Below are 18,530 nucleotides of genomic sequence, written 5' to 3'. Positions count from 1 at the left end.
GGCGGGTTCCCCCCGAAGGTGTGCGGTGAAGACGGGTGCCCAGCGCCTGCTCAGTGCCGCAGGGCTCGGCGCAGGCGGGCGAACGCGCCGGGCGGCCGCTCGGCGGCCGGGTGGAGCCACTGCTCCAGGGACCGGCGGTGGTCGGCGGCGAGCGGGCCGCCGTCGGCGAGCGCCCAGGCGGCGAAGGCCCGGGCGTCGGCGCGGTAGCCGCCGGTCTGCGGGTGCCGGCGGGCGTAGTCGAGGAACAGCGGCCCGTACGGCCGGCCGAGCAGGCGGGGCAGTTCGGGGGCCACCTTGGCGACGGTGTCCCGCCGTTTGGTGGCCAGGCCGGTGGACTGGGCGCGGACCTGGTCCGGGTCGAAGCCGGGCGGGACGGGCCCGCCGGCCACCAGGGCGGCGAGCAGGTCCTCCTGGCGCCGCGCCAGCCGGGCGCGGGTGCCGCTCGGGCAGGCGCCCGCCGCGGTCTCCCGGGGTTCGGCGCGGGGGGCCGGTGGGGCCGTCCGCGGGGTGCTCCCCTCCAGCACCCGGCGGATGGCGTCCAGTTCGCCGGCCAGCTCGCTGGGCGGCGGGAAGTCGGCGTCCCGTTCCAGCAGGACGCCGGGTGGTGCGACCCGTGCGCAGAGTTCGGCCAGGACCTCCAGCACCGGTTCGGTGACGGGGTGGGCGTGGGTGTCGTGCCAGACGCCGTCGACCAGGCTGCCGCCGGCGACGTGGACGTAGGCGAGCGCCTCCAGCGGCAGGCGGTCCAGTTCGGCGGCCGGGTCGATGCCGAGGTTGACCCGGTTGGTGTGCAGGTTGGCGACGTCGATCAGCAGCCGGACGCCGGTCCGCTCGACCAGTTCGGCGAGGAACTGCCCCTCGGTCAGCTCGTCGTCGGGCCAGGCCAGCTGGGCGGCGATGTTCTCCAGGGCGAGCGGCACCGGGAGCTGGTCCTGGGCGATCCGGACGTTCTCGGCGATCACCCGCAGCGAGTCCCGGGTGCGGGGGACGGGCAGCAGGTGGCCGGCCTCCAGGCCGCCGGCCCGGACGAACGCCAGGTGCTCGGTGACCAGCGGGGAGCCGAGGGCGAGCGCCGCCTCGGCGAGCTTGGCGAGCCGGGCGGGGTCGGGCAGGTCGGCGCCGCCGAGGCCGAGCGCGACGCCGTGCGGGATGACGGTGACGCCGCGGGCGCGCAGGACCGTCAGGGACTCGGGCAGGTGGTCGGCGCAGATGTTCTCGGCGACCACCTCGACCCAGTCCAGGCCGGGTTGGCGTTCGACGACGGTGTCGATCTCGCTGCGCCAGCCGAGGCCGACGCCGAGGCGGGGTGCGCCGTCCCGCGCCGGGGTGGCGGAGTCGGGCAGGTCCAGGGCAGGGGAGGTCATCGGTTCGCCCCCTTTCGGAGGGCCGGGTGGGGAGGCCGCCCGGTGGTGCGGGCTTCGTCGCCAGGACCGCGCGGCCGTGTTGCTGAGGATGTCCCCGGGTGGGGCGGCTGCCAAGCCCCGCCCGGTCTTCTCAGAGCATTATTTGAGCTTGCCGCTGCGGGGGTGAGGGACTTTGGTCCCGAGCCGGTGCCGTTGCCGCAGGTGAGGCGCATCGGCGAGGGGGAAATCCGAAGGCGCCGGACGGGCAACGGAGCTAGCGTGGGAACCCATGACTTCTTTGACGATCCGTGACTTCCGCCCCGCCGACGCCGAGGCCGTGGCCGCCGCCCACCGGGCCGGGCGCGAGCACCTGGTGATGACCGCAGAGGCCCTGCTCTGGCTGAACGGCCGGCAGAGCCCGGGCGAGCACTTCCGCACCTTCGTCGCCGAGCTGGACGGCCGGGTGGTCGGCGCGGTGCGCTGTGCGGTGGTGCTCGGCACGACGACCACCGGCGTCGGGTACGCCAACGGCAGCGTGCTGCCGCGGTTCCGGCGGCGGGGCGCGGCCACCGCCCTGCTGGCCGCGGCCGAACGGCACCTGGCCGGGCACGGGGTGAGCGAGCTGCACAGCTGGTTGGACGACGAGCCCGCCTCGCTGGCCTTCGCCGCCGCCCGGGGTTACGAGCTCGGGCGCGCGGCGCAGTTCGGCGGACGTGACTTGGCGCTGCCGCTGCCGCCGGCGCCCGTACGGCCGGCCGGCGTCGAGCTGCGCCCGGCCACCGACTGGGCGGCCGACCCGCGCCCGCTGTTCCTGGTCGACGCGGACGCCGCCCGGGACGAGCCCGGCGAGGTGCCGATGGACGCCCTGGAGTACGAGGACTGGCTGCGGGGCGACTGGGCCCGGCCGGACCTGGACCGGGCGCTGACCGTCGTCGCCGTGGTGGACGGCGAACCGGCCGCGTTCAGCATGGCGCAGACCGACGGGGTGGACCGCTACTGGTCCGCGTTCACCGCCTGCCGCCGGGAGTTCCGCGGGCGCGGGCTGAGCAAGCTGGCCAAGCTGGAGTCGCTGCGCCTGGCGGCCGCGGCGGGCTACCGGCGCGCGTACACCTCGAACGACGAGACCAATGCGCCGATGCTCGCGATCAACGCGTGGCTGGGGTACGAGCGGTGCGCGGGGGAACGCAAGGGGATCAAGCGCCTGAAGTGACGCCGGGTGCGGCAATCCTGACGGTCGGAATTGCCGCGAGGGGGGTATTTCCGGCCACGGAGGGGACTTAACCAGGGCACACAGTTCGTGGTCGAGTCTTTCTCCGTGGGGATGATATGGAGATCCTGCTCCAGGTGTTCATCGCATCGGTTCCGGCCGTGATCGGCTTCCTCGCGGCCCGCTCCCTCGCCCGGACCAGACTGTTCCTGCGCTACGGCTTCCTGCGGGCGCTGCTGGCCCCGTACAGCCGGGTGCAGATCATCACGCCGAGCATCGAGGTCGCGGAGTTCGCCTTCACCACGGACGGCTGCCAGCTGACCAGCCGCGGGCCGAAGAACGTGCTGTTCATGCCGATGGCCGAGGCCAGGGCGATAGCGGGGCTCACCGACCTGCTGCGGAAGGTCAACCGGAAGGCGACGATCGAGCTGGTGGTGGCCGGCGCGCAGGATCCGCGGATGCCGACGTTCTCGATCGGGGGCCCGAGCGTCAACTCCTATTCCGGCGGGGTGCTGGACGCGGTGTTCCCGGATTTCGCCATCGAGTACCCGGACGAGGCCCGTGCCCGGTGGGGCGGAATGACCTTCGAGGCGCTGTACAACCCCGCCGGGGAGCTGATCCGCGACCACGGCTTCATCTTCGTGACCCGCACGCCCCGGCAGGCGCCCTGCGTCGTGCTCTGCGGGGTGTTCGCCTTCGGCTCCGCGATGGCGGTGGAGGCGTTGACCGCGGCGAGCCGCAACTCCCCGCTGGCGGCGCTGTTCCGCTCGGGGGAGAAAGGATTCGTCGCGGTGGAGGGGCGGGTGATAGGCCTGGACACCGTCGACGTCACGGTCGAGGTCTGCCGCACCCTGCCCGCGCCCCGGTCCGACGTCCCGTCGGGATTCCGGGGCGAGGTGTCCACGGGTCGTCCCGACGGTTGAGACGATTGGTCTCGACCAGGAGGGGCGAAACCGGACAGCTCGGGAGAGTCTGGGGCAGCAACTCCTCGCGGCCGTACAGGTTTTGCCCCGCTCCTGACACACTTTGGGCATAATCGCGCACATGACGATCAACCGTGCGAACGTGAGCGCGATTGCCGAGGACCTGTACGTGTGGCTCCCCCCGAAGCGGGGCTGGGGCCTGGCCAACTGCGGACTGCTGGCCTCGGCGAAGACCGCGCTCTGGATCGACACCCCCTACGACCCCACCCTGGCCGGGGAGTTCCTCGCCGCCAGCCGCCGCCTGCTGCCGGCCGGGGTCGAGGTCGACCGGGTGATCGTCACCCACGCCAACGGCGACCACCTGTGGGGCGCCGGAGTCGTCCCGGACGCCGAGGTGATCTCCACCCGCGAGGCGCTGGAGCACATCCACTACGAACCCACCCCGCAGCAGCAGCACGCCCTCGTCGTCAACGGCGACCCGGACTCCCCGCTCGGCGGCTACCTCAGGGAGCACTTCGGACGGTTCGACTGGTCCGACACCGACCCCGTGCACCCGGACACCGTCTTCACCGGCGAGCTCGAACTGCGGGTGGGGGAGTACCCGGTGCAGGTGACCGGCCTGCCCGCCGCCCACACCGGCGGCGACCTGATCGTCCACCTCCCGTACCAGCGCGCCGTCTTCACCGGCGACGTGATCTTCGGCTCGACCCCCGAGTACCCCGGCGACCACCCGGTGCACTGGGCCGGCCCGCTGGAGAACGTGATCACCGCCTGCGAGCGGATCCTGGCCACCGGCGCCGAGATCTTCGTCCCCGGCCACGGCCCCGTGCTCGACCGCGACGGCGTCCGCCACCACATCGCCTACCTGACGTACGTCCGGGAGCGCGCGCACGCCCTGCACACCGCCGGGATCCCCGCGCTGGACGCCGCCCGGCGGGTGATAGCCGAGCAGCGCCACCCCGAACTCGGCCTGCCCGAGCGGCTGGTGCTCACCGTCGCCGCCGAGTACCGGCACCTGGACGGCACCGAGGTGCCGAACGTCCTGGAGGCCATGGGCCAGGTCGCCCAGGTGGCCCGCGAACTGGCCGAGGACGCCGCCCGCAGCCCGCGCCCGCGCGCCGCCGCCCGGGGCTGACCGCCACCGGCCCCGGCAGCAGCCGACCAGCCGGACCCCCAGAGGACTCCGAGGACTTCGATGACGCAGATCGCGCTGATCGCCCTGGCGCTGGTCGCCGCCGCGACGGCGGGCGTGCTCGCCCGCGGCCGGGCCCGGGCCCTCACCCGGGCGGTCGCCGCCGAGACCGCCCGCGGCCACGGCGAGGAACGCGCCCGCGCCGCCGAAGGCCGGCTGGCCCGCGCCGAGCAGCAACTGCGCGACGCGCAGGAGGCCGCCCGGCGCGCCACCGAGGAGACCCACCACGCCGAGAGCCGCTACCGGGCCGCCGAGGAGCGCACCCGGGAGGCCGAGAGCCGCGCCCGCGCCGCCGAGGACGTCACCCGGGAGACCGACCAGCGGGCCGCCGCCGCGAGCACCCGGGCCGCGGCGGCCGAACAGCGGCTCACCGCCGCCGAGGAGCGCACCGCCGCCGTGCTCGCCGAGATCGGCCACCTCGCCCAGGAACGGGTCGCCGCCACCGCCGTCCGGCTCAGCCACGCCAACGCCCCGCTGGTCGGCCCGCTGGACGGGAAGGCCATCGGCCCCGAGGCCGTCCGGGCGCTGCAGTCCGTCCTGGACGCCGCCTCCGCCGCCCTCACGGACGAGCGCGAACGCGTCGACGCCGCCGCCCGCGCCGCCATGCGCGGCGCCACCTCCCGGATCCAGACCCTGCTCTACCAGATCCAGAGCCTGGTCCAGCAGCTCCAGCACGACAACGACGATCCCCGGCTGCTGGAGGTCGACTTCCGCAACGAGGTCGCGCTGCGCCGGATCCAGACCGTCGCCGTGCTCTGCGAAGCCTGGCCCGGCCTGGCCCGCACCGACTCGCCGCTCGCCGAAGTGGTGGTCGGCGCGCTCTCCCGGGTGCCCGGCTACGCCCGGATCAAGGTCGCCAACCACCTGCGCGAGCAGCGGCTCGCCGTGGTCGCCCGGGCCGCCGAGCCGCTGGCCATCACCGTCGCCGAACTCCTCGCCAACGCCTCCGCCTACTCGCACCCGGAGACCGACATCCCGGTCACCGTCCAGCAGGGCGGCCGCGGCGCGCTGGTGATCATCGACGACAGCGGCATCGGCATGGACGATGACCAGCTGCGCCGGGCCCGCCGACTGCTGGCCGGCCCGCCCGACGTCCTGCTCACCGAACTCGGCAACCCGCCCAAGACCGGCTTCGCGGTGATCGGCAAACTGGCCCGCCAGTACGGCTTCTCCTGCCACATCGAGCCCTCGCCGTACGGCGGGATGCGCACCATCCTGCGCATCCCGGCCGCGCTGGTGACCGTCGTCGACGACGAGCAGCCGCTGTCGGTGCTCACCCCGCTGCCGCTGCGGGCCGGCGCGGGCCCGGCCCCCGCGCCCACCGTCCAGGCCGTCCCGCCGATGCGGGACGCCGACGAGGACGACGGGCCGCCCCCGCTCGCCGACCGGCACAACCAGCCGGGCCCGCACCCCGCGCCCGTCATCCACGCGGTGCCCGACGCGCCGCCCGGCCCCGCCGACCCGGTCGACGACGGCACCGGCCTGCCCAGCAGGCGACGCCGCCGGCCGGTCACCGCCGACGGCCCCGGCGCACCCGAGCCCGCCGCCCGGCCGTCCGCCGCACCGGCCGAGCCGCCCGCCCGGGCCCCCGAGCGGACGCCCGAGCGCGCCGCCGCCCACTGGCAGGCGCTCCAGGAGGGCACCGACTCCGGCCGCGCCGCCGTGGCGCAGGCCGCCCGCGAGACCAGCGCGACGGGCGGGACCAGCACGACCGCTGAGACCGGCACGACCGGCGGGACCGGCCCGACCGCTGAGACCGGCACGACCGGCGGGACCGGCCCGACCGCGGCCGCCCGCGACGCCGCTGCCCGCACCACCGTCCGCCTGACCGCCCCGACCCCCGAAGGAGCCGAGCAGTGACCAGCACGCCCAGCCCGACCACCACCGACGAGATCTCGTGGGTGCTGACCCCGCTGCTGGAACTGCCGGGGGTGCTGCACGCGGTCATCGCCACCGGTGACGGCCTCGTCGAGGGAGCCTCGGACGGGCTCGACCGCGCCTCCGCCGAGCGGGTCGCCGCGATGACCGCCACCGTGCACGCCGCCGCCCGAGCGTTCACCAGCGCCTTCACCGACACCGAACGGCCCCGGCTGGCCCAGACCGTCGTCGAGTCCGACCTCGGCTACGCCGTCGTCGTCCCGGCCGGGGAGAACACCTCGCTCGCCGTGTTCACCTCCCCGGAGGCCCAACTCGGCAATGTGGCCTACCAGATGCAGGTACAGGTCGCCGCCCTGGGCCGTGCCCTCGCGAGTCCGACCCGGCAGCAGGACACCACCGTCCGATCATGACCGCCGTACCCCGCAGGCGGATGGTGCCCGCCTACCTGGCCACCGGCGGACGCAGCCGCCCCGGCACCGCCGGCTTCGACCGGCTCACCGTGCTGTTCGCGGACCGCGTCGAACCGCCCCGTGAGCTGGAACCCGAACACCAGCGGCTCTGGGAACTGCTGCGCCCCGGCGCGCTGACCGTGGTGGAGGCCGCCGCGCACCTGCGCCTGCCGGTCAGCGCCACCGTCTTCCTCGCGGCCGACCTGGTCGAGGCGGGCTGCCTGCGCGCCCGCGCGCCGATCCCGCGCGCCCAGCAGACCGACCGCTCCATCGTCGAGAGGCTCCTCGTTGGACTCCGTGCGCTCCGGTAGCCCGGCCGACCGGCCGAGCCGGGTGGGCTACCTGCCCGACCGGGACCAGACGCTGATGAAGCTGGTGGTGGCCGGCCCGTTCGGGGTCGGCAAGACGACGCTCATCCGCACCCTCTCCGAGATCGCCACCCTGCACACCGAGGAGGCGATGACCGAGACCGGACGGCCGGTGGACGACCTGGCCGGCCTGCCCGAGAAGGCCACCACCACGGTCGCCGTCGACTTCGGCCGGCTGACCCTGCCCGGCAACCTCGTGCTCTACATGTTCGGCACCCCCGGCCAGCGCCGCTTCTTCCCGCTCTGGCAGGACATCGCCCGCGGCGCCCTCGGCGCGCTGGTGCTCGCCGACACCCGCCGGCTCGCCGACTCCTTCGAGATCATGGACATGGTCGAGGAGCAGGGCCTGCCCTACGCCGTCGCCGTCAACTGCTTCCCGGACGCGCCGGTCCACTCGATCGAGGTGCTGCGCGCCCACCTGGACCTGCACCCCACCACCCCGCTGCTGCTCTGTGACGCCCGCGAGCGCGGGGCCAGCCTGGACGCGCTGATCGCGCTGGCCGAGCACGTCCTCGACGGCCTGCCCACCGCCCCCGCGGACGCCGCCGAACCCGCCGTTCCGGCAGCGACCGTCCCTGCCGCCCCTGCCGTCCCTGCCGTCCCTGCCGCCCCTGCCGCCGAGGAGCGCCCGTGACCACCGACACCCGCCCGACCCCGATCTACGGCCCGGTCTTCGCCGCCGACCCGCAGCTGGTCTACGACCGGCTGCGCCGCTACGGCGCGGTCGCCCCGGTGGAGATCGCGCCCGGCGTCGAGGCCCTGCTGGTCACCGACTACCAGGCCGCCCTGGACCTGCTGCGCGACACCGACACCTTCTCCAAGGACTCCCGTGCCTGGCAGCGCACCGTCGCCCCCGACAACCCGCTGCTGCCGGTGCTCGGCTACCGCCCGACCGCCCTGTTCAGCGACGGCGAGGTGCACGCCCGCTACCGCGCGGTGATCACCGACGGCCTCGCCCTGCTCGAACCGCACCGGCTCCAGCGCCGGGTCGCCGAGGTCGCCCACCAACTGGTCGACCGCTTCGAGGCGGCCGGCACCGCCGACCTGATCGCCGAGTACGCCCGCCAGCTGCCGGCCTTCGTCCTCACCACCTGGTTCGGCGTGCCCGAGGAGCACAGCGCCCGGCTGGTCGCCGGGATCGCCGGGATGATCGAGTCCACCGAGAAGGCCGTCGTCGCGTACGGGGACCTCGTCGCGGTGGTCACCGCCATGGTCGCCGAGCGGCGCGAGCGGCCCCGGCACGACCTCACCTCCTGGTTCGTCACCCACCCGGCCGGGCTGGAGGACGACGAGGTGATCCGGCAGATCACCCTCACCATGATCGCCGGACACGAGCCGACCACCAACCTGATCGGCAACGCCCTGCTGCGCCTGCTCACCGACGCCCGCTACGCCGGCTCCCTCATCGGCGGCGCGATGACCGCCTACCAGGCGATCGACGAGGTGCTCTGGCACGAGCCGCCCCTGGCCAACCTCTCCGCCCACTACCCGCGCTACGACATCACCTTCCACGGCCGGGAGATCCCGGCCGGCACCCTGGTGCTGGTCTCCTACGCGGCCGCCAACTCGCAGGCCGCGCCGCCCACCGACGGCACCGAGCTGCGCAGCGGCGAGAGCGCCCACCTGGCCTGGGCGGCCGGCCCGCACGGCTGCCCGGCCCGCGACCCGGCGCTGCTGATCGCGATCACCGCGATCGAGCAGCTGACCAGCCGGCTCAGCGACCTGGAACTGGCCATGCCGGCCGATGACCTGCTCTGGCGCCCCGGCCCGTTCCACCGGGCCCTGGTCCACCTCCCGGTCCGCTTCGCCCCGACGGCCTGAGCCCCGACAGACTGAGCCCCGACGGCCCGAACCCTGCTGGCCTGAGCCCCGACGGCCCGAGCCCCGGCGGCCCGGCACGCGCGAGGGCCCGGGTGTCCGTCCGTACGGAGACCCGGGCCCTCGCGGTGCGACCGGCCGACGCTACTCGGCCGGCTTCAGCGTCAGCGAGACGCTGTTGATGCAGTACCGCTGGTCGGTCGGCGTGCCGTAGCCCTCGCCCTCGAAGACGTGGCCCAGGTGCCCGCCGCAGCGGGCGCACCGCACCTCGACCCGGCGCATGCCGAGCGTGGTGTCCTCGATGTACTGGACCCGGTCCCCGGCCAGCGGCGCGTAGTACGACGGCCAGCCGCAGTGGCTGTCGAACTTGGTCTCGGAGCTGAACAGCTCCGCGCCGCAGGCCCGGCAGCCGTAGACGCCGACGGTCTTGGTGTCGGTGTACTCACCGGTGAACGGGCGCTCGGTGCCGGCCTCGCGGAGTACGTGGTACTCCTCGGGGCTCAGCTCGTCCCGCCACTCGGCCTCGGTCTTCTCGATCTCGTAGCTCATCACGGCTCCCGGTCGGGGTACGTCAGACGTTGGAGGCAACGTTCGAGAGGTGCTGCACGCTTCCCCGGATCTCGTCCAGGATGGCGGGGCCCAGGTTGGTGACGTCGCCGGCGCCCATGGTGAGCAGCAGGTCGCCGGGGCGGGCCAGGCCGGCCAGCACGGCGGGGGCGGCGGCGAAGGAGTGCTCGGCGGTGACGTCGGCGCCGGCCCGGTGGGCGGCGTCGATGATCAGCTCGCTGGTCACGCCGGGGATCGGGTCCTCGCGGGCCGGGTAGATGTCCAGCACCACCGAGGCGTCGGCCAGCGCCAGGGCCTGGCCCATCTCCTCGGCGAGCTGCTGGGTGCGGCTGAACAGGTGCGGCTGGAAGACCACCAGCACCCGGCCCTCGCCCTCCAGGCCCTCCCGGATCGCCTCCAGGTCGGCGGTCATCTCGGTGGGGTGGTGGGCGTAGGAGTCGATCACCTGGACGCCGCCGGCCTCGCCCTTGAGCTGGAGGCGGCGCCGCACGCCGGTGTAGGCGCCGAGGGCCTTGGCCAGGTCGGCGGCCGGGACGCCCAGCGCGACGCCGGCGGCCAGCGCGGCGACCGCGTTGTGCGCGTAGTGCCGGCCGGGCACCGAGACGGTGAAGGACAGCTCGGCGCCGTCCAGCTCGACGGTGACCTCGCTGGTCATGCCGCGGGCGACCACCGAGCGGACCCGGACGTCGGCGTCCTCGGCGGCGCCGACGGTCACCACGGTGAGGCCCTCGCGGCCGGCCACCCGGGCGGTCAGCTCGCGGGCGCCGTCGTGGTCGGCGGAGACCACCAGGGTGCCGCCGGGGGTGATCCGGCCGACGAAGGTCTCGAAGGACTCGTAGATCTCCTCGATCGAGGCGTAGTTGGCGTGGTGGTCCAGCTCCACGTTGAGCACGATCGCCACCTCGGGCGCGTACTTGTGGAAGCTGCGGTCGCTCTCGTCGGCCTCGGCGACGAAGATCTCGCCGGCGCCGTGGTGGGCGTTGGAGCCGGGCGTGTCGAGGTCGCCGCCGATCGCGTAGGACGGGTCCAGACCCAGTTCGCCGAGGGCGACGGCGAGCATGCTGGTGGTGGTGGTCTTGCCGTGGGTGCCGGCCACCGCCAGCGCCCGGCGGCCGCCCATCAGGGCGGCCAGCGCGTCGGAGCGGTGCACCACCGGGATGCCGCGCTCGTGGGCGGCGACCAGCTCCGGGTTGTCGGCGCGGATCGCGCTGGAGACCACCACGCTGCTGGTGCCGTCCGGCACGTGCTCGGCGGCGTGGCCGACGTGCACGGTCGCGCCGAGGGCGCGCAGCGCGAGGACGGTCTCGGACTCCTTGGAGTCGCTGCCGGAGACGCTGGCGCCGCGCACCGCGAGGATCTTCGCCAGGCCGGACATCCCGGCGCCGCCGATGCCGATGAAGTGCGGGGCGTGCAGGTCGTGCGCGGCGTCGTTCAAGGCGGGGCTCCGTAGGGCGGGGGCGGAATGGTCGGGCGGACGGGATGGCGAATCGTCCTCGCGGGCGGACCGCAAGGACGATTCTGCACCACCGGCCGGGATCCCTAGGAGTCGCTGGCGAACAGCCGCAGCACCGGGACCCCCACCTTGTGCCGGGCCTGGGAGGCCCAGTCGCGGTGGAAGAACTCCTCCACGAAGTGCGGGGAGGTGAGCACCACCACCTCGTCCGCGCGGTGCTCCTCGACCGCCGCCCGCAGCCGGTCCAGGGGCTTCTCCTCGACCAGCTCGCCGACCGCCTCGGCCCCGGCGGCGCGCAGGTGGCGCAGGCTGTGTTCGAGCGACTCGGAGGCCACCGTCGGCCCGGACTCGGACTCGTCGTGCTCGTGCACCACCTTGTCGAGGTGGCCGAGCGCCACGTCGTCCAGCGCCCGCAGCAGCTCGTCCTGCTTGCCGCGCGGCTGCATTAGGACGACGAAGGAGACCTTCTCGTCGCTGTGGAGCGTGGTGACGAGTTCCACGTCCGCGTCGGAGAGAGCCTTTTCGATCATCAGTACCGTCTTGAACACGTGAGTCCCTTCCAGTGGCCGGCCCCCGGGCCCCGGCATCGCATTAACGGGATCACGACCCGTCGGTCACGGGGTCGGCGGACGCAGGTAGCGGGTGAAGAGGAATCCTTTCTGCTCGATCAATGAGACCAGCCGCATCCGCTGCACGTCAGGCATTTCCGCATCGCGGATGATGCGCGGCGCGTCGCCGCCCGTGATCAGCGGAGCCAGCGACAGGCACAACTCGTCCAGCAGACCGGCCGCCGCCAGCTGCCCCAGCAGCCGCGGGCCGCCCTCGCTCAGCAACCGCGTCCAGCCCCGCTCCGCCAGCGCCGACACGCCCGCCCGCAGGTCCACCGACCCCTCCCCGGCGAGCACCAGGTCGGCCACCTCGGCGACCGCCCGGCGCCGCTCCTCGGGCGCGTCCGCGGTGGTGATCACCACCGTCCTGACCAGCGGGGCGGTGAACAGCGGCGCGGTCAGGTCCAGGGTCAGCGAGCGGCTCACGATCGCGATCGCCGGAGCCGGGGCCTGCCCGGCCGCCGCCCGCGCCGCCGCGAACTCGGCCCGGGCCCGGGCCGGCCGGTAGCCCTCCGCGCGGACCGTCTCCGCGCCCACCAGCACCACGTCCGACAGCGCGCGCAGCACACCGAAGATCCGCTTGTCGGCGTCCCCGGACAGGCCCTCCGAGAGGCCCTCCAACCTCGCCCCGCCGTCCAGCCCGGCCACCATGTTGGCGCGCAGCCAGGGCCGCCCCCGATTCACCTGGTCGGGGTAGGCGTAGACGGCGGCGAGCGACTCCAGCGAGGCCGGGTCGGCGACCGGCTCGCCCAGCGGGCTGATCAACTGTTGCATGCCCTCAGTCTTCCACCGGCCGCCGTCCCGAGGGGCTCCGCACCAGGCGTACCCTCTACTAACGTGCCAGCAGCCCCCCGCCCCGACACCGCGACCGAGTCCATAGCCGCCGCGAGCGCGGCCGGCTCCCCGATCGCGCTCGCCGACCGCCGCCCCGTCGTGCCCGCCGAGCGGCTGGTCGCCGAGATGGTCCCGCCGCCCCGGTTCTCCGACGTGAGCTTCGGAACGTACATTCCGGACCCGAACCAGCCCAGCCAGTACGAGGCCGTCCAGGTCCTGGAGCAGTTCGCCACCACCCTCGGCGGGGGAAACGGTTCCGCACCCAAGCGCAGCTGGTTCCGCCGCTCCGCCCCGGCGCCCACCGGCCCGGCCGGCGTGTACCTCGACGGCGGCTACGGCGTCGGCAAGACCCACCTGCTCGCCTCGCTCTGGCACGCGGCCCCGGGCCCCAAGGCCTTCGGCACCTTCGTCGAGCTGACCAACCTGGTCGGTGCGCTCGGCTTCCAGCAGGCCGTCCGGACCCTCTCCGGGCACACGCTGCTGTGCATCGACGAGTTCGAGCTCGACGACCCGGGCGACACCGTCCTGGTCTCCACGCTGCTCGGTCGCCTCGTCGACAACGGCGTCAAGCTCTGCGCCACCTCGAACACCCTGCCGGAGAAGCTCGGCGAGGGCCGCTTCGCCGCCGCCGACTTCCTGCGCGAGATCCAGGGCCTGTCCGCGCACTTCCGCCCGATGCGGATCGACGGCCAGGACTACCGCCACCGCGGCCTCCCGGACGCCCCGCCGCCCTACCCCGACGCGGCCGTCGACGCCGTCGCCGCCCGCACCCCCGGCGCCTCCCTCGACGACTTCGACACCCTCCTCGCCCACCTCTCCGCCGTCCACCCCAGCCGCTACGGCGCGCTGCTCGACGACGTCACCGCCGTCTGCCTGCGCGGCGTCCGCCAGGTCGACGACCAGTCCACCGCCCTGCGCCTGGTCGTCCTCGCCGACCGCATGTACGACCGCGAGCTCCCCATCACCGCCTCCGGCCTCCCCTTCGACCAGGTCTTCCCCGACGACATGCTCCGCGGCGGCTACCGCAAGAAGTACCTCCGCGCCATCTCCCGCCTGGTGGCCCTCGCCCGCGACAGCGCGAAGACCTGACCCCGTAACCCCCGCCCCGGCCGGGCGTTGCTCCCTGGCGGAGCAGAGGGGGGACGCATGGCCGGTGGCGGGTGAGGCCGAGCATCTGCCCGCCGCCGACCACGACGTCTACGACCGGGAGGAGCAGCGGTGAGCAGCGGTTATCACACGCGGTGGGTCGTGCCGCCGGAGCATCGGGAGAGCGAGCAGTACCGGGCGGCCGGGCGGCGGATGGCGCTGGCCGAGGCCGTGTACGCCCGCCGCTCCGCTCTCGGCTGGACGCTCGCCGAACTCGCGGAGCGGTCCGGGCTGGACGAGGCGACGGTCGAGAGCATCGAGGAGAGCGGCGTCGATCCGACCCTGCCGCTGATCGAACGCCTCGCCGCCGCCTTCGACTCGGTCGTCCGCATCGACCCGGCCCACGAGCCCGCCATGAGGTTCGAGGGGTACGCGGCCTGAGGGAGCCGCACCGCTTGTCGGTGGTGGGTCGTACGGTGGACTCGTGCGACCCATCACGAGTATTGAGCGGTCAGTGGCGCCCTTCGAGGTCGTCAGTCCCTTCCAGCCGAACGGGGACCAGCCGGCGGCGATCGCCGATCTGGAGCGGCGGATCAAGGGTGGGGAGAAGGACGTCGTCCTGCTCGGTGCCACCGGTACCGGGAAGTCGGCCACCACGGCCTGGATGATCGAGCGGCTGCAGCGGCCCACCCTGGTGATGGCGCCGAACAAGACGCTGGCCGCCCAGCTGGCGAACGAGTTCCGCGAGCTGCTGCCGAACAACGCGGTCGAGTACTTCGTCTCGTACTACGACTACTACCAACCCGAGGCGTACGTCCCGCAGACGGACACCTACATCGAGAAGGACTCCTCGATCAACGAGGAGGTCGAGCGGCTGCGGCACTCGGCGACCAACTCGCTGCTGACCAGGCGGGACGTGATCGTGGTCGCGTCGGTGTCCTGCATCTACGGCCTCGGCACCCCGCAGGAGTACGTGGACCGGATGGTCCCGCTCAAGGTCGGCGAGGAGATCGACCGGGACGTCCTGCTGCGCCGCTTCGTGGACATCCAGTACGCCCGCAACGACGTGGCGTTCACCCGGGGCACCTTCCGGGTCCGCGGCGACACCATCGAGATCTTCCCGGTCTACGAGGAGCTGGCCGTCCGGATCGAGATGTTCGGCGACGAGATCGAGGCGCTGTACACCCTGCACCCGCTGACCGGCGAGATCATCAGCCAGGACGAGTCGGTGTACGTCTTCCCCGCCTCGCACTACGTGGCCGGCCCGGAGCGCATGGAGCGGGCGATCACCGGCATCGAGAAGGAGTTGGAGGAGACGCTCGCCCGGCAGGAGAAGCAGGGCAAGCTGCTGGAGGCCCAGCGGCTGCGTATGCGCACCACCTACGACATCGAGATGCTGCGCCAGATCGGCACCTGCTCGGGCGTCGAGAACTACTCGATGCACTTCGACGGCCGCGAGCCCGGCTCCCCGCCGAACACCCTGCTCGACTACTTCCCGGAGGACTTCCTCCTGGTCATCGACGAGTCGCACGTCACCGTCCCGCAGATCGGCGCGATGTACGAGGGCGACGCCTCGCGCAAGCGCACCCTGGTGGAGCACGGCTTCCGGCTGCCCTCCGCGATGGACAACCGCCCGCTGAAGTGGGAGGAGTTCCTGGGGCGGATCGGCCAGACGGTGTACCTGTCGGCGACGCCCGGCCCGTACGAGCTGTCCCGCGGCGACGGCCAGGTCGAGCAGATCATCCGCCCGACCGGTCTGATCGACCCGGAGGTGATCGTCAAGCCGACCGAGGGCCAGATCGACGACCTGGTGCACGAGGTCCGCAAGCGGGTGGAGCGGGACGAGCGCGTCCTGGTGACCACGCTGACCAAGAAGATGGCCGAGGACCTCACCGACTACATGCTCGGGCTGGACATCCGGGTCCGGTACCTGCACAGCGACGTGGACACCCTGCGCCGGGTGGAGCTGCTGCGCGAGCTGCGCGCGGGCAGGTACGACGTGCTGGTCGGCATCAACCTGCTGCGCGAGGGCCTGGACCTGCCGGAGGTGTCTCTGGTCGCGATCCTGGACGCGGACAAGGAGGGCTTCCTGCGCTCCGGCACCTCGCTGATCCAGACGATCGGGCGCGCCGCCCGAAACGTCTCGGGCCAGGTGCACATGTACGCGGACCGGATCACCCCGTCGATGGAGAAGGCGATCGACGAGACCAACCGCCGGCGGGTGGTGCAGCAGGCGTACAACAAGAAGCACGGGATCGACCCGCAGCCGCTGCGGAAGAAGATCGGCGACATCCTGGACACCCTCGCCCGCGAGGACGTGGACACCGACGAGCTGCTGTCCACCGGCTACCGCGGGGCCGCCGGGAAGGGCAAGGCCCCGGTGCCGGCCCTGGGCATGGAGCGCAAGCAGGGCGAGAGCCTGCCGGCCGCCGAGCTGGCGGAGCTGATCCAGTCGATGACGGACCGGATGCACGCGGCCGCCGCCGACCTCCAGTTCGAGGTCGCGGCCCGGCTGCGCGACGAGGTGAAGGAGCTGAAGCGGGAGCTGCGCCAGATGCGGGAGGCCGGCGTGGCCTGAGCGGGGTCCGAGGGGGCCGGCGGGGGCCTGAGGCGGGTCGAGGCGGCCGTCGGGCCGGGCCGGTGTGACACCGGTCAAGCCCGGCGGCGTCTCAGCCTTGCCACAATGCGGCGACCGCCGGGAGGCGCGGGGTGCCGCAGGCCCTAGGCTGGCCTGCGGCATCGACCTCGGGACGGGGTGGTGCGACAGCAACAGGGGGCCTCAGCCGGGGGACGGCACGGGGTGTTCCACCGTGGCGCCGCGCGGGGAGCGACCGCGTGGCCAGGTAGAGAGGGCAACGCCGTGTCGGTGAACCTTGCCAAGGGACAGCGGGTCAGTCTCCAGAAGGGGCCGGGCGGCGCGTTGACCGTGGTCCGGATGGGGCTCGGCTGGCAGGCCGCGCCGAAGCGGGGCCTGTTCGGCAGCCGTACCAGGACGATCGACCTGGACGCGTCGGCGCTCCTGTACGCCGAGAAGACACCGTCCGACGTGGTGTTCTTCCAGCACCTGGAGAGTACGGACGGCTCCGTCCGGCACACCGGGGACAATCTGGAGGGCGGCTCGGGCACGGAGGACGACGAGGCGATCCTGGTGGACCTGCTGCACGTGCCGGCGCACATCACCCAGGTGGTGTTCACGGTGAGCTCGTACACCGGGCAGACCTTCGCGGAGGTGCGGGGCGCGCACTGCCGGCTGGTGGACGAGACCACGGGCGAGGAGCTGGCCCGGTACGAGCTGGCCGGGGGAGGGCCGCACACCGGGCAGATCATGGCGAAGGTGTTCCGGGACGGGGCCGGTGGCTGGGAGATGCAGGCGATCGGTGCGCCGGCCAAGGGGCGGACCTTCCAGGACCTGCTGCCGGCGATCGAGCCGTACCTCTGACGGCACCTCCGGCGGCATCTCCGACGGGCGCCGAGGACGGCGTCCCTGATGGTTCTTTACCTTCTTTACCTTTCTTTGGGCTTCCTGTTACTCTCGATGGCAGCGGAGGGGAGTATTCCCCCGCAGTCGTCCCCGTCATCACGGGCGCCCACGAGTGGCGCCCCGGGGCGCTGGTCCGTGCGGATGCCCCGAGAGCGGGCCCGACGGGCGGAAGAGACCTCCGGCAGTGACGATGACTGTCTCGCCTACCTGCCGGAGGAGCAGTAGTGGACGTTTCCGTAGCCATGTGGGTCACCACGATCGGTGTGCTGATCGCACTGATCGTGGCGGACTTCTTCATCGGAGGGCGCAAGCCGCACGAGGTCTCGATCAAGGAGGCCGGGGTCTGGACCGCGGTCTGGATCGTGCTGGCGCTGATCTTCGGCGGGTTCCTCTGGTGGCACTCCGGCGCGCAGCCGGCCGGTGAGTTCTTCGCCGGTTACATCACCGAGAAGTCGCTCAGTGTCGACAACCTGTTCGTCTTCATCCTGATCATGGGCAAGTTCGCGGTGCCGAGGATCTACCAGCAGCGCGTGCTGATGTTCGGTGTGATCATCGCGCTGGTGCTGCGGGCGGTCTTCATCGCCGGTGGCGCGGCGCTGGTCACCCAGTTCTCCTGGGTGTTCTTCATCTTCGGCGCCTTCCTGATCTGGACCGCCTGGAAGCTGATCAAGGAGGCCCGGGCCGGCGAGGAGGAGGACGAGTTCGAGGAGAACCGCCTGCTCAAGTCGATCGAGCGGCGCTTCCCGTCCACCGACACGTACCACGGCACCAAGCTGTTTGTGAGGGAGAAGAGCAGCATCCGGGAGAACGGCCGCCGGCTGATGACCCCGATGCTGATCGTGATGCTGGCGATCGGCACCACGGACGTGCTGTTCGCGCTGGACTCCATCCCGGCGATCTTCGGCCTCACCCAGGACCCGTACATCGTCTTCACCGCCAACGCCTTCGCCCTGATGGGCCTGCGCCAGCTGTACTTCCTGATCGGCGGCCTGCTGAAGAAGCTGGTCCACCTGTCGTACGGCCTGTCGGTGATCCTCGGCTTCATCGGCGTGAAGCTGGTGCTGCACGCGGCGCACGAGGCCGGCGCGAACGTGCCGGAGATCGGCATCCCGCTCTCGCTGGGCGTCATCGTGGTCGTGCTGGCCGTCACCACCGTGACCAGCCTGATCGCCTCGAAGAAGCAGGAGCGGGCCGAGCGCGAGGCCCAGAAGCTGGACGCCTGACCCCCGTGTGACGGCCGAGGCCCCCGCGACCCGCAAGGGTCGTGGGGGCCTCGTCGTGCCCGGTGCCCGGTGCTCGGCGCTTGGTGCCCGGTGCCCGGAG

The 18,530-nt window shown here is 73.1% G+C and carries 18 protein-coding genes; 13 read left to right on the top strand and 5 right to left on the bottom strand.

The features are described 5' to 3' along the window. Positions 1–50 precede the first annotated feature (50 nt). On the bottom strand, positions 51–1,364 hold the full coding sequence (locus ACIQVZ_RS06225) for a DUF692 domain-containing protein (RefSeq protein WP_402447561.1): 1,314 nt from the start codon (positions 1,362–1,364) through the stop codon (positions 51–53). Between the two features lie 268 nt (positions 1,365–1,632). Between ACIQVZ_RS06225 and ACIQVZ_RS06220 the strand changes: the two genes are divergently transcribed. From ACIQVZ_RS06220 to ACIQVZ_RS06185, 8 genes are all read left to right on the top strand, one after another. Further along, complete coding sequence (locus ACIQVZ_RS06220; protein ID WP_350885838.1) at positions 1,633–2,553, top strand: GNAT family N-acetyltransferase; 921 nt, start codon at positions 1,633–1,635, stop codon at positions 2,551–2,553. 116 nt (positions 2,554–2,669) lie between these two features. Further along, positions 2,670–3,473, top strand: a complete 804-nt coding sequence (locus ACIQVZ_RS06215) for a hypothetical protein (protein WP_350885836.1) — start codon at positions 2,670–2,672, stop codon at positions 3,471–3,473. A gap of 121 nt (positions 3,474–3,594) precedes the next feature. Further along, entirely contained in the window at positions 3,595–4,608 is a 1,014-nt protein-coding gene (locus ACIQVZ_RS06210) for an MBL fold metallo-hydrolase (protein ID WP_350885834.1), read from the top strand. Positions 4,609–4,668: 60 nt separating this feature from the next. Continuing rightward, positions 4,669–6,525, top strand: coding sequence for an ATP-binding protein (locus ACIQVZ_RS06205; protein WP_402447558.1), 1,857 nt, complete (start codon positions 4,669–4,671; stop codon positions 6,523–6,525). Next, positions 6,522–6,953 (top strand): roadblock/LC7 domain-containing protein, encoded by a 432-nt coding sequence (locus ACIQVZ_RS06200; protein ID WP_063349487.1) that lies wholly within the window; start codon positions 6,522–6,524, stop codon positions 6,951–6,953. Before ACIQVZ_RS06205 ends, ACIQVZ_RS06200 begins: the two co-directional genes overlap by 4 nt. Next, a complete protein-coding gene (locus ACIQVZ_RS06195; RefSeq protein ID WP_350885830.1) occupies positions 6,950–7,303 on the top strand; it encodes a DUF742 domain-containing protein in 354 nt (117 codons plus the stop codon). Before ACIQVZ_RS06200 ends, ACIQVZ_RS06195 begins: the two co-directional genes overlap by 4 nt. Before the next feature lie 55 nt (positions 7,304–7,358). Then, positions 7,359–7,994 carry a GTP-binding protein gene (locus tag ACIQVZ_RS06190; protein WP_402447715.1) on the top strand — a complete coding sequence of 212 codons (636 nt, stop codon included), beginning with the start codon at positions 7,359–7,361 and terminating at the stop codon, positions 7,992–7,994. Then, positions 7,991–9,181 (top strand): cytochrome P450, encoded by a 1,191-nt coding sequence (locus ACIQVZ_RS06185; RefSeq protein ID WP_350885828.1) that lies wholly within the window; start codon positions 7,991–7,993, stop codon positions 9,179–9,181. The genes ACIQVZ_RS06190 and ACIQVZ_RS06185 overlap by 4 nt, the downstream gene beginning before the upstream one ends. A gap of 141 nt (positions 9,182–9,322) precedes the next feature. Here the strand turns inward: ACIQVZ_RS06185 and msrB are convergent, their stop codons facing one another. The 4 genes from msrB to ACIQVZ_RS06165 form a co-directional block, all read right to left on the bottom strand. Then, complete coding sequence (gene msrB / locus ACIQVZ_RS06180; protein ID WP_063349491.1) at positions 9,323–9,727, bottom strand: peptide-methionine (R)-S-oxide reductase MsrB; 405 nt, start codon at positions 9,725–9,727, stop codon at positions 9,323–9,325. A 22-nt stretch (positions 9,728–9,749) separates the two neighbouring features. Beyond that, on the bottom strand, positions 9,750–11,180 hold the full coding sequence (gene murC / locus ACIQVZ_RS06175) for a UDP-N-acetylmuramate--L-alanine ligase (protein ID WP_402447552.1): 1,431 nt from the start codon (positions 11,178–11,180) through the stop codon (positions 9,750–9,752). 104 nt (positions 11,181–11,284) lie between these two features. Beyond that, the gene (locus ACIQVZ_RS06170) at positions 11,285–11,746 is read right to left on the bottom strand and encodes an indole-3-glycerol phosphate synthase (RefSeq protein ID WP_350885822.1); all 462 of its coding nucleotides are present in this window, start codon (positions 11,744–11,746) and stop codon (positions 11,285–11,287) included. Positions 11,747–11,812: 66 nt separating this feature from the next. Beyond that, the gene (locus tag ACIQVZ_RS06165) at positions 11,813–12,580 is read right to left on the bottom strand and encodes a pyrimidine reductase family protein (RefSeq protein WP_350885820.1); all 768 of its coding nucleotides are present in this window, start codon (positions 12,578–12,580) and stop codon (positions 11,813–11,815) included. Positions 12,581–12,682: 102 nt separating this feature from the next. On the opposite strand from ACIQVZ_RS06165, the gene zapE reads away from it, so the two are divergent. The 5 genes from zapE (at position 12,683) to ACIQVZ_RS06140 (ending at position 18,430) form a co-directional block, all read left to right on the top strand. Then, complete coding sequence (gene zapE / locus ACIQVZ_RS06160) at positions 12,683–13,729, top strand: cell division protein ZapE (protein WP_350885869.1); 1,047 nt, start codon at positions 12,683–12,685, stop codon at positions 13,727–13,729. 159 nt (positions 13,730–13,888) lie between these two features. Next, positions 13,889–14,167, top strand: a complete 279-nt coding sequence (locus ACIQVZ_RS06155) for a helix-turn-helix domain-containing protein (protein WP_402447550.1) — start codon at positions 13,889–13,891, stop codon at positions 14,165–14,167. Between the two features lie 43 nt (positions 14,168–14,210). Then, the gene (gene uvrB, locus ACIQVZ_RS06150; RefSeq protein WP_350885818.1) at positions 14,211–16,304 is read left to right on the top strand and encodes an excinuclease ABC subunit UvrB; all 2,094 of its coding nucleotides are present in this window, start codon (positions 14,211–14,213) and stop codon (positions 16,302–16,304) included. A 282-nt stretch (positions 16,305–16,586) separates the two neighbouring features. Further along, complete coding sequence (locus ACIQVZ_RS06145) at positions 16,587–17,165, top strand: TerD family protein (RefSeq protein WP_350885816.1); 579 nt, start codon at positions 16,587–16,589, stop codon at positions 17,163–17,165. Positions 17,166–17,431: 266 nt separating this feature from the next. Beyond that, positions 17,432–18,430: a TerC family protein gene (locus ACIQVZ_RS06140; protein WP_402447548.1), complete on the top strand. Its 999-nt coding sequence runs from the start codon at positions 17,432–17,434 to the stop codon at positions 18,428–18,430. The last annotated feature ends 100 nt before the right edge of the window (positions 18,431–18,530 follow it).

Origin of the sequence: Kitasatospora sp. NPDC098663 (assembly GCF_044760075.1) — a bacterium.
In the GTDB taxonomy this organism is placed as follows: domain Bacteria; phylum Actinomycetota; class Actinomycetes; order Streptomycetales; family Streptomycetaceae; genus Kitasatospora.
The sequence above is the reverse complement of the archived record's forward strand: the minus strand, read 5'-3'. Positions and strand labels throughout refer to the sequence as shown.

Bases quoted from the DNA above. Each gene is read 5' to 3' on its own strand.
- ACIQVZ_RS06225 (WP_402447561.1), bottom strand. From the start codon at position 1,364: ATGACCTCCCCTGCCCTGGACCTGCCCGACTCCGCCACCCCGGCGCGG.
- ACIQVZ_RS06220 (WP_350885838.1), top strand. From the start codon at position 1,633: ATGACTTCTTTGACGATCCGTGACTTCCGCCCCGCCGACGCCGAGGCC.
- ACIQVZ_RS06215 (WP_350885836.1), top strand. From the start codon at position 2,670: ATGGAGATCCTGCTCCAGGTGTTCATCGCATCGGTTCCGGCCGTGATC.
- ACIQVZ_RS06210 (WP_350885834.1), top strand. From the start codon at position 3,595: ATGACGATCAACCGTGCGAACGTGAGCGCGATTGCCGAGGACCTGTAC.
- ACIQVZ_RS06205 (WP_402447558.1), top strand. From the start codon at position 4,669: ATGACGCAGATCGCGCTGATCGCCCTGGCGCTGGTCGCCGCCGCGACG.
- ACIQVZ_RS06195 (WP_350885830.1), top strand. From the start codon at position 6,950: ATGACCGCCGTACCCCGCAGGCGGATGGTGCCCGCCTACCTGGCCACC.
- ACIQVZ_RS06190 (WP_402447715.1), top strand. From the start codon at position 7,359: ATGAAGCTGGTGGTGGCCGGCCCGTTCGGGGTCGGCAAGACGACGCTC.
- msrB (WP_063349491.1), bottom strand. From the start codon at position 9,727: ATGAGCTACGAGATCGAGAAGACCGAGGCCGAGTGGCGGGACGAGCTG.
- ACIQVZ_RS06165 (WP_350885820.1), bottom strand. From the start codon at position 12,580: ATGCAACAGTTGATCAGCCCGCTGGGCGAGCCGGTCGCCGACCCGGCC.